The organism is Bacillus sp. GC_Bacil_1 (assembly GCF_026540675.1).
GTDB lineage: Bacteria > Bacillota > Bacilli > Bacillales > Bacillaceae_G > Bacillus_A > Bacillus_A cereus.
In genome coordinates this window covers 180,096-190,134 of sequence record NZ_JALNUG010000013.1, presented here as the reverse complement: position 1 = coordinate 190,134, position 10,039 = coordinate 180,096, and the positions used below count along the sequence as shown (strand labels likewise).

Here is a 10,039-nt window from a genome sequence, read left to right as displayed (position 1 = left end):
TGAATCCTGTTTACCATCATGATTCCAATCACCTTTGTTAAACTTAATTCCATCTGTTATTATACTAGCTCCTATAGAAACACCAAAGCCAATACAAGCTCCAGCAACAGTTCCGATTGGACCGCCAAAAACAGTTCCAACAGCTGCACCTAGCTTGGCTCCCGCAAAGGCACTTACAGCAGTTGTACCAACCCCAATTGCTGCATCACCAATAATATCACCAGCTATCTTAGTTTTTGACGCTTTATTTTCAATATTTTCCTTTGTATCATTAATTACATCCCATCCTACAGCTGCATAGCCTAAAGCATTTGTTTTTAATTTCAATGAATCTTTAAGAAATTCTTTTGGTGATAAAACATGTCTTTTTACATCGTCTATTTGCTTTACTTCGGCTAAAGGTAATTTTGTACGCCTTATCACATTAAGTCCATTTTTATCCTTTAGTACGGTCCGATTTTGAAATCTTACCATTTCTTTTCCTTTTCTATCTGTGTAGGGTGTTACACGCAAGCCTTTATTATGTAAAGATGCCAATTTATAGGCAGCTGCACCTTCCGTTACAGTACCCAGTAAAGTAAATGCAGACCCTGCAGGGTTATCTTTCCAATCACCAATATCGCCACCAAACGGTGCGAACCAATTTATATCAATTGCTTCTTCTCCAAATGAAACTTCTTGTTGATCAGCCTTCTCAAAACGATCAGCAGCTTTTCTTAATGAATCACTATGTTCTTTTAAAGCGGTCGTTATAGTAGCTAACATTGATCCTGCGTATTGGGATTGATTTAACACAGCATCTCTTCCAGATACCTGGAATGGAATATCAAATAACTGCTGATTGATACGTTGATATGTTTCAAACAGCTCATGAGCTGTTTGTTCTATATTAGAAGACAATTTCCTTAAATGGTCAGGAGTAACCTTAATTTCGCCACTCACCTTGTTTCACCGCCTAATGATTTAAGATAAAGTACCATTTTCTTTATCTCTTCAGCAATTGTAAAGGTGTCAAGACAAATAAAATTCGTTTGTGTTTGCTCATTATCTAAAACTTTTTGGATTAGCCAATATTGATTTTGACTATATAAAAAATGAATACAGTCTGTAGACCATGAGTCTTTTATATAATAATGAACTTGAACAGTATTTAACTCTTCACGATTATGTATAATGTTTGCTAACTCTAAGGAAGCTTCATCATCTAAGTAAAGTTTCAAGTAATCTACTAATTGCTTGTTTGATTGATTTAAAATATTTTCCTTATATGCAGAAGAAGGGATTTTAAATGTATAATTTGGATGAGAGAAAGTATTTTTAGGCTGTAATGCTTGATATATAAATTGCCAAGCTACCTCTGGTGCCCCGCATTCTTTAAATGTACATTGTATTTCACCGTTAGCATCTGTTATTACATTTTGTATAACTTTTTTTTCACTAAAATAGAAAATGTTTTTTTCTAAAGCGCTGTTTTTACTTATCTGTACTTCAATAACAAACCCTGTAGTTAAACAAATACGAAAATATTCTAAAAGTTGTTTGTCACATAATGTTTCATCTTCTTTTATTATGAGTAGCTCTTCGTTTGTCCAATTCTCGTACATTACATCCAATTCTTTGTCTATTTCCTCATCTGATCAATTTTCAAAGGGGTTCTCAATTCCAATCATCGTTTCATGGTCAAATATACCAGTTAATACATATACTTCTTTATTTGATAAAATAAGAGGTTCAATAGTCAAGTAGTCCCACTCCCTAGTGTAATATGTAATCTCTAGGAAATATAATACAATAAAAAAATGATTCAATCTAGTAATTACCAACGTTTAAAACTAAAAACTAAAAAAATTCTAACAACAAAAAAGAAAGAGAATTAATACATATTTTTATAATAATAATGTCTTTTCACTTCATAATTTTTATTTTGTCAGCTAAAAAAAATAGAAGTATTGTCCCATATAAGACAATACTTCTATTTTCACTTAAAAATCACATAATAAAATTCCCATTACCTCGTCCAATACTATATCTGGATTTACTACCGCTTTTTCCGAACACCATCCTATCAAGCCATCTGGTCTAATTAATACAGCACCTCCATTCTCTATACCATATAATTTGCTAAAAATATCTTCTTGAACAATAAAGTCTCCACTTAAGCCAACACGATACCCTTTTATATTTATTCCTAATTTGGCTGAAACAGTATGTGCTGCTTCAGCCCAAGAACTATTTTCTACTCTTGTAAGTAATACAAAACTGTTACCGAATAAGTCTAATATAGAAACTTCCTTCCCTTCATACGTTCCCCATAAATGTGGCGCTCGCGTTCCAGGTCTTCCGTTCAACTCTATGCTATCCATTCTATGTGGAGTGACTGAATTATCTATAATCGCCTCTGAACAATACTGATATCCAACTGTAACAGCTAAACCATCCATATTATTCAAACTGCCTTCCTCTCTATTCGCAGCACGAAACAGTAAACTACTTGCATAAGCTGTCGTTAATTTTGCAACAGAGTGTCTCTCTTCATGATATGTTTCTAACAGTTTTGGTTTTGCCTTCCCTTTTATAACAGCCGCTAATTTCCAAGCTAAGTTATGTGCATCTTGTATTCCTGTATTTGAACCAAGTCCTCCTGTTGGCGGCATAATATGTGCTGAATCTCCAACTAAAAAGGTTCGATTTTCTTGAAATTTCACCGCTGTACTTTCGGCCGCTTCCCACGGTAAAACACTTAATATTTCTGATTCAACATTTGTACTTCCAATTGCTATTTGAATAATTTGTTTACAACGTTCTATAGTGAAGTCCTCTAGCCCCTCTCCTTTTAATGGATCGTAGGCTACATGATAAATCCATTTTTTTACGTTATCAACCGGGATAAGTGCACCAAGAACCTCCGGATGAACTACCATCGAAAAACCGAATGCGTCTCCTTGTATAAACTCACTTAAGTCTGCTTCAAAATAAATATTCATATAATAGCCACCAATGGTTCCACGCCCCTCAGTTTTAATCCCTAACTGCTCACGTATTTTACTTTTCGCTCCATCTGCTGCAATTACATAGTCACAATGTATGACACTTTCTTTTTCTGTTTCACGATTTCGAATCTTTGCTTTTACCCCGTTTTCATTTTGTTCAAATGAAACTAATTCATGATAAAAAGATAGTTGCCCGCCTAGCATTTTCGCTTCTTGTAACATCATCTCTTCTAAAATAATTTGATAACACGCAGTTTGTTTTGATGGACTAATCTTTTCTATTTTTTGAAGTAACTCTTCATCGTTTCCGTATTGCGTCGCTCTCATTTGTTCCAATTCTTCTTTATTCGCCTCAGCTATTGTATGAACCGCTATTCTTCCTCGGCAGTTCTCTAATGCTTTACCTGCCAATTTAATTCTTTTTTCCAAGCCTAATTCTCGAAACAACTCCATTGTACGTAAAGTAAGACCGCCTGCTTTCGGATGAATGGCAGTAGACGGATGCCTTTCAATAAGTAAGTACTCAATGTTATGTTTTGCAAGAAATAACGCAGACGCTAACCCAGATAATCCCCCTCCAACAATTAAAACTGGTACATAATTCGATTTCATATATTTACCCTCCACATCATTGTTCTGAGCTCAGTGACATAAATATAATCAAAAAAACATTAAAATATAGACTTATATTTTATTTTGAATTATCATATAGATAGATTACGCCCCAAAATTCCTTTTACTTTTTCATACATCTATAATCCACCTGAATTGTGTCTGTATGAAAGTGTAAAACAAAAGAACGTACTTTACGTTGAACCATGTTCTATCGTAAAAATCAAAAATAATACAAACATTATAAGCGATTGTAACCTTATGGATTATACAAGGTTACGACCGCTTATTTTATTGTTACATCATTTTTTGTTTTTAAAACCTCATCTATTGTGTTATGTAGTCCTTCCAATCCCTTTTCTATCTCCCTATAATTTTCAACAATAAAAAATTCATTCGTCTCGATTTTCTTTCTCAATATTGCACCTCATACAACAATCATGTAGCATTACCGTATCGAAGTAATGGTTCATCATCTTAAACCTTTCGACTAATTACCTGGAGGCAAAGTGATTGAAATGAATAAACAAGAACAATTAAATATTATAAAAAAAGATTTTATTGATTCTCAAAAAGTATTATTGGCAATTGGTGATGAAACACGTCAAGCTATTTTATTAGTGCTAATGGAAACGGAATGTCAAACAGGATTACGTGTAGGAGAAATCACGAAGCAAACACACCTTTCCCGTCCAGCCGTATCACATCACCTCAAGATTTTACGAGAAGCTGGCATTATTTTAATGAGAAAAGAAGGTACAAAGAATTTTTATTATATTGATATACGTACAAAATTAGGTTTATTAAAAAATCTTGTATTAGATATTGAGAAGCTATTGCAAAACTTTTATTAAAACTTGGAGGTATAAGAAATGAAAGCAATGATAATTGATAAGTACGGAAAAGTCCCAATGCGTATGGCAGAGGTACCTACTCCTGAAATTAATGAGTATGAAGTGCTCGCAGAAATTCATGCAGCTAGTATTAATCCAATTGATTTTAAAATACGCGATGGAAAAGTGAAGATGTTGCTTAAATATGAGATGCCCCTAATCCTTGGTAATGACTTTTCCGGTGTCATCGTAAAGGTTGGGGCAAAAGTGACTAACTTTAAAGTCGATGATGAAATATATGCACGCCCAAGAAAAAATAAGATTGGTACTTTCGCGGAGTATATAGCCATTCATGAAGATGATATAGCTTTAAAACCGAAAAATTTAAATTTTGAGGAAGCTGCTTCGATTCCACTCGTTGGCTTAACATCATATCAAGCATTACATGACATCATGCAATTACAAAAAGGACAAAAGATTTTAATTCACGCTGGATCCGGTGGTGTTGGTACTTTCGCTATTCAGCTAGCAAAAATAATGGGTGCCATTGTTACAACGACTGCTAGTGAAGCTGGTGCGAATTTAGTAACGTCTCTTGGCGCAGATGAAATTATTAATTACAAAACAGAGAAATTTGAAGATATACTAAAAAATTATGATGCCGTATTTGATACAATCGGCGGTGCAACACTTGAAAAATCATTCAATATTATAAAAAGCGGAGGAAACATTGTTTCCGTTTCAGGCATGCCGAACGCTCGCTTCGGTAAAGAATTTGGTTCAGGATTCTTTAAAACTCTCTTATTTTCATTAGCCAGCAAAAAACTTACTGCACTTGAAAAAAAGCATAATGCTCAATATTCATTTTTATTTATGAAGCCAAGCGGGGATCAATTACGTACTATTGCAAACTATATTGAAGCTGGACAAATCAAACCTGTAATCGATCGAGTTTTTCCTTTTGAAGATGCGCAAAAAGCAATGGAATATTCAGAGTCTGGAAGAGCAAAAGGAAAGATAATTGTAAAAATTAAGTAATAATAAAAACTCCATTTTTTTTAAAATGGAGTTTTGTATTTACTGTTAAATAGACATAGTGCAATGAAGTCCTTACAATAGATTGCAAGGGGAAATATTATATTATACTTTTAGTTAACTTTACAAAGAATATATACGTACAAATACATAATTTAAAATACAAAAAGGAGGAGATACAATGACTAAAAATAATGAAACAGGTTGGAATTTAGATAATAGTTATACGACTTTATCACAATCATTTTATACAGAAATCCCCCCTACTCCCGTAAGTTCACCGGAGTTAGTTAAACTAAACCATTCATTAGCGATATCTCTTGGCTTAACCCCTGAAGAACTGAAAAAGGAAGCTGAAATTGCCATTTTCGCTGGCAATGGACTTCCAGAAGGAGCTCATCCATTAGCTCAAGCATATGCTGGTCATCAATTCGGACATTTTAATATGTTAGGCGACGGTCGTGCTCTTTTAATTGGCGAACAAATTACTCCTTCAGGTGAGCGTTTCGATATTCAACTGAAAGGTTCTGGCCCTACTCCCTATTCACGCCGAGGAGATGGCCGTGCTGCACTCGGTCCGATGCTACGTGAATATATTATTAGTGAAGCAATGTATGCACTTGATATTCCGACTACTCGCAGTTTAGCAGTTGTTACAACCGGGGAACCAACCTATCGTGAAACAAAATTACCTGGAGCAATTTTAACTAGAGTCGCTAGTAGTCATATACGGGTCGGTACATTTCAATATGCTGCAGCTCGTGGTTCAATAGAGGACCTGAAATCACTAGCTGACTATACGATAAAAAGGCATTACCCAGAAATTGAATCTCATAAAAACCGATATACTGCATTACTACAAGAAGTCATTAAAAGACAAGCCAGTCTTATCGCAAAATGGCAACTTGTTGGATTTATTCACGGCGTAATGAACACTGACAATATAACGATCAGTGGCGAAACAATTGATTACGGTCCTTGTGCATTTATGGACAATTACGACCAAGGAACCGTATTTAGCTCTATTGACACACAAGGTCGTTATGCATATGGAAATCAACCATATATGGCCGCATGGGATCTCGCACGACTAGCAGAATCTTTAATACCGATTCTGCACGAAGATGAAGAAGAAGCACTAAAAATCGCTCAAGACGAAATTTCGAAATTTAGCGTACAGTATGAAAACAATTGGTTCCTTGGAATGAAAAAGAAATTAGGACTATTTAGCAACGAAGAACAAGATCAATCACTTATTGAGCAACTTTTAAAAATGATGGAGAAATATAAAGCGGATTATACAAATACATTCCGTTCATTAACTCTCGATGCTATCGAAAATACAGCTCTATTTGAAAGTCCTGAATTTAAAGAATGGTACAAACTGTGGCAATCTCGATTAGAAAGACAAGAACAATCAAAAGAAAACGCCTACGAGATGATGAAAAATAATAACCCATCAATCATCCCGAGGAACCACCGTGTAGAAGAAGCACTAGAAGCAGCTGTTACAAATGACGACTATAGCGTATTGGAGAAACTCCTTGAAGCTTTATCAAATCCTTATGCGTATTCTACAGATCAAGAAGAATACTGCATTCCGCCTGCACCGACGAATCGCCCTTATCGTACTTTTTGTGGGACTTGATTAAAAATTTGTTTTTATTTTAACCCAAAATTTATTAAGTTAACTATTAATCACAAACTTAAAAGTTGCTTTCAATATTGAAAGCAACACATTTAGTATCCAACCTTAAACAAGTCACAAATTATAATTTGTGACTTGTTTAATTACCCACGTTCAATAGAAGGTTTGTTTTGCAGGCATCGTTGTATCTTCAGAGACAGCATATGGATTTTCATTAGGTTTTATAATTATAAACGTTCCACCATATCCACTGTGAGCTAATTTATTGCAAAGACCTTCTACCATAAAACCCCATAACTCCAGCTGCTATTCCCATTATAGATAATCCAAGTTTTTTCTTTATTTTAATGCTTCTTTTTCAAATATTCTCTTTTTTATTTCATAACTCATAAAAAAATACTTTTCTGCTTTTTCTATATTACCTACTTTATGAAACTCTAATGCCAGACTTTCAGTATATTCGTGAATATACTCCGATAAATTTTTTCTTTCAAAGTAAGAAAAACCTTCAAGAATAATTTTTTCTATTTTTCCTACCTCTAAATGCTGACAAAATCCCTTTAGAATTAAAAAGTGATATCTATATTCATCATTTTTTAATTCCTCACAAACCTTCAATCCACTTTCAATTAATTCCTTCGCTTTTTCTATTTCACCTAATTTATAATATTCTCTTGCCTCTAAAAAAATTGCCTTATAATGAGTAGGCATTTTTTTAGAAACCTCAGATAAGTGTCTAATTGCTAAAACTGAAAGATTTTGACTCGCATACAATAAACCTAAATTATGTCTGATTCTTAATACTAACATTTCTGCATCATTTTTTTGTAAAATGTTTATTGCTGACGCAATATATTCCTCACCTTTATCATGCTGCTTTAATTCCGAAAAAGATAATCCTAATATATTTTCGCACAGCGCTATGTTCACTTCATACCCTGCTTGTTTAACAAAGATATCTCTTGCCTTTGAAGCGTATTCAATAGCTGAATATGCGTAATGCAAGTGGTATTTTAATATAGCAACTCTATAATTAAACTCTGCATATTCAATTTCATCTGAAATATACTCTAATAACCCTTCAGCTTTTTCAAAATAGTTGCTAGCTTCACTATAATTAGTAAGAATTGTATAATGAATGGCTTTGAATAAATAATAATAATAATTAGAATATTCATCATTTGGTTTAGGCAATGCATCTATTTTATCAAAAGCTTTTTTCAAATTACCTAAACCATCTATTAGCACTTTATATCGAAATTCTAACAGATAATAGTGAAATGAAACCTTTATATCTGATTCGATAATATAAAGCTTTTTATCGATCTCTTCTTTTAATTTTTTTGCTTCACTTATACGTTGAGCTCTAATATCTCGATACCAATCATTCAGCATCTTATTAATTAATTCATTGCCAGTGATTTGTATATTCATCAAATCCACTCTCCTTCTTTTAATTATCATAAAAATAACATAATTCGATTATTTATATCTATCTATATATATATTTCTCAACAATTGAACGAAATTCATTCACTGAATTTTGTTCAATATTTTAATAGACCCGCTGTAAATATGAATACTTTTTCTTATAACCTCTGAATATGAGTATCCTTAAAATCCGTCTCATATTTCAATCCATATCCAAACATTCGATCCATTCCAATATGTGCTGTCCATATTAAGCCAATCATTATAACGATATCCATCTTAAAATAGACACCTATTAGAACAATTAATATGGATATGATATATGTGTGACATACATTATATATTTTCGCACCAACGTGATTATTAATACCATATGCTAACATTGATAGATCCGGCGCTAAAAGGAATACAAAAAATATAATCCAACTAAACTCATATATCGAATACATATAAATCGTGGCTAAAAATACAACCATTCCTTCAAAATGTACAATACGTTTTTGCATTATTTATCATTCCTATTTTTCTATATTTATTGATACATTTTCATCGCTGAAAGTATTCTTTGTATTTTTTGACCAGATGGTTGCTAATATTGGCCCTGCAATGTTATGCCATACTGCCGCTAATACACTCGGGAGTGCAGCAACCGGTCCAAAATGTGCTGTCGCCAGCGCAACACCTAAACCTGAATTTTGCATTCCTACTTCTATTGAAATAGCCCTTCTTGTCCCTTCGTCTAGTCCAAGTACGAACGCAGTTATATATCCGAGCAAAAAACCGAAAGCATTATGGAGCATCACCGCAATAAAGATAAGAAGTCCTGAAGAAGTAATGCTACTTACATTTGCTGAAACAACTGCAGAAACAATTATGATAATTGCTACAACTGATATTAAAGGAATAACAGTCATTCCTTTATTAACGATATGAGGGAAAAACTTTTTCACTACTAGTCCTAAAATAATAGGCACAATAATGACTTGTACGATAGAAAGAAACATGGACATAGCATTTACTGGCATCCATTGCCCTGCAAGTAATAGTAGAATGAGCGGTGTAGCAATTGGTGCTAGTAACGTTGATACTGAAGTCATTGCAATAGACAACGCTAAGTTCCCTTTTGCTAAATAAACCATAACATTTGATGCAGTGCCACCCGGTACTGAACCGAGCAACACTAACCCAGCTGCTAATTCCGCTGGCAGATTCATAACGTAGGCTAGTACGTATGCGACAAGTGGCATAATAATAAACTGAGCACATACACCGATAATAACTGGTAATGGTTTTGTAGCTATGATTTTGAAATCAACAGCCTTCAATGTTAATCCCATCCCAAACATGACAACCCCAAGTAAAATCGTTATGTAACTAGTTAACCCGAGAAATGGCGCGGGAATGAAATATGCAACAGCTGCAATACAAATAACCCAAAATGCAAAATACTTTCCAGCTATATTACTTATCGCTTCTAGTACTTTCATCCA

The 10,039-nt window shown here is 33.8% G+C and carries 11 protein-coding genes; 3 read left to right on the top strand and 8 right to left on the bottom strand.

Annotation, left to right across the window (positions count from 1 at the left end):
* From OXT04_RS20225 to OXT04_RS20210, 4 genes are all read right to left on the bottom strand, one after another.
* Positions 1-942 (bottom strand): WXG100 family type VII secretion target (locus OXT04_RS20225; RefSeq protein ID WP_267417078.1); only part of this gene is annotated, 942 nt, incomplete at its 3' end.
* A complete protein-coding gene (locus tag OXT04_RS20220; protein ID WP_267417088.1) occupies positions 939-1,625 on the bottom strand; it encodes a hypothetical protein in 687 nt (228 codons plus the stop codon). The genes OXT04_RS20220 and OXT04_RS20225, both read right to left, overlap by 4 nt.
* A 357-nt stretch (positions 1,626-1,982) precedes the next feature.
* On the bottom strand, positions 1,983-3,602 hold the full coding sequence (locus OXT04_RS20215; protein WP_097821701.1) for an FAD-dependent oxidoreductase: 1,620 nt from the start codon (positions 3,600-3,602) through the stop codon (positions 1,983-1,985).
* A 286-nt stretch (positions 3,603-3,888) separates the two neighbouring features.
* Positions 3,889-4,020, bottom strand: coding sequence for a hypothetical protein (locus OXT04_RS20210; RefSeq protein WP_001227549.1), 132 nt, complete (start codon positions 4,018-4,020; stop codon positions 3,889-3,891).
* A gap of 91 nt (positions 4,021-4,111) precedes the next feature.
* Between OXT04_RS20210 and OXT04_RS20205 the strand changes: the two genes are divergently transcribed.
* From OXT04_RS20205 to OXT04_RS20195, 3 genes are all read left to right on the top strand, one after another.
* A complete protein-coding gene (locus OXT04_RS20205) occupies positions 4,112-4,456 on the top strand; it encodes an ArsR/SmtB family transcription factor (RefSeq protein ID WP_000571870.1) in 345 nt (114 codons plus the stop codon).
* A gap of 18 nt (positions 4,457-4,474) precedes the next feature.
* Entirely contained in the window at positions 4,475-5,473 is a 999-nt protein-coding gene (locus OXT04_RS20200) for an NADP-dependent oxidoreductase (protein WP_075717383.1), read from the top strand.
* A gap of 178 nt (positions 5,474-5,651) precedes the next feature.
* The gene (locus tag OXT04_RS20195) at positions 5,652-7,118 is read left to right on the top strand and encodes a protein adenylyltransferase SelO (RefSeq protein ID WP_267417069.1); all 1,467 of its coding nucleotides are present in this window, start codon (positions 5,652-5,654) and stop codon (positions 7,116-7,118) included.
* 153 nt (positions 7,119-7,271) lie between these two features.
* Here OXT04_RS20195 and OXT04_RS20190 read toward each other — a convergent pair whose 3' ends face one another.
* The 4 genes from OXT04_RS20190 to OXT04_RS20175 all read right to left on the bottom strand — a co-directional run bounded on the left by OXT04_RS20190 (position 7,272) and on the right by OXT04_RS20175 (position 10,036).
* Positions 7,272-7,403: a hypothetical protein gene (locus OXT04_RS20190; RefSeq protein ID WP_000229164.1), complete on the bottom strand. Its 132-nt coding sequence runs from the start codon at positions 7,401-7,403 to the stop codon at positions 7,272-7,274.
* Between the two features lie 54 nt (positions 7,404-7,457).
* A complete protein-coding gene (locus tag OXT04_RS20185) occupies positions 7,458-8,552 on the bottom strand; it encodes a response regulator aspartate phosphatase (protein ID WP_267417067.1) in 1,095 nt (364 codons plus the stop codon).
* A 155-nt stretch (positions 8,553-8,707) separates the two neighbouring features.
* Positions 8,708-9,055 carry a DUF4260 domain-containing protein gene (locus OXT04_RS20180; RefSeq protein WP_001172065.1) on the bottom strand — a complete coding sequence of 116 codons (348 nt, stop codon included), beginning with the start codon at positions 9,053-9,055 and terminating at the stop codon, positions 8,708-8,710.
* 12 nt (positions 9,056-9,067) lie between these two features.
* Positions 9,068-10,036: a bile acid:sodium symporter family protein gene (locus tag OXT04_RS20175; RefSeq protein WP_072939282.1), complete on the bottom strand. Its 969-nt coding sequence runs from the start codon at positions 10,034-10,036 to the stop codon at positions 9,068-9,070.
* Between the last annotated feature and the right edge of the window lie 3 nt (positions 10,037-10,039).

Coding starts and splice junctions, on each gene's coding strand:
- OXT04_RS20195 (WP_267417069.1), top strand. CDS start 5,652: ATGACTAAAAATAATGAAACAGGTTGGAATTTAGATAATAGTTATACG.
- OXT04_RS20200 (WP_075717383.1), top strand. CDS start 4,475: ATGAAAGCAATGATAATTGATAAGTACGGAAAAGTCCCAATGCGTATG.
- OXT04_RS20190 (WP_000229164.1), bottom strand. CDS start 7,403: ATGGTAGAAGGTCTTTGCAATAAATTAGCTCACAGTGGATATGGTGGA.
- OXT04_RS20175 (WP_072939282.1), bottom strand. CDS start 10,036: ATGAAAGTACTAGAAGCGATAAGTAATATAGCTGGAAAGTATTTTGCA.
- OXT04_RS20215 (WP_097821701.1), bottom strand. CDS start 3,602: ATGAAATCGAATTATGTACCAGTTTTAATTGTTGGAGGGGGATTATCT.
- OXT04_RS20180 (WP_001172065.1), bottom strand. CDS start 9,055: ATGCAAAAACGTATTGTACATTTTGAAGGAATGGTTGTATTTTTAGCC.
- OXT04_RS20185 (WP_267417067.1), bottom strand. CDS start 8,552: ATGAATATACAAATCACTGGCAATGAATTAATTAATAAGATGCTGAAT.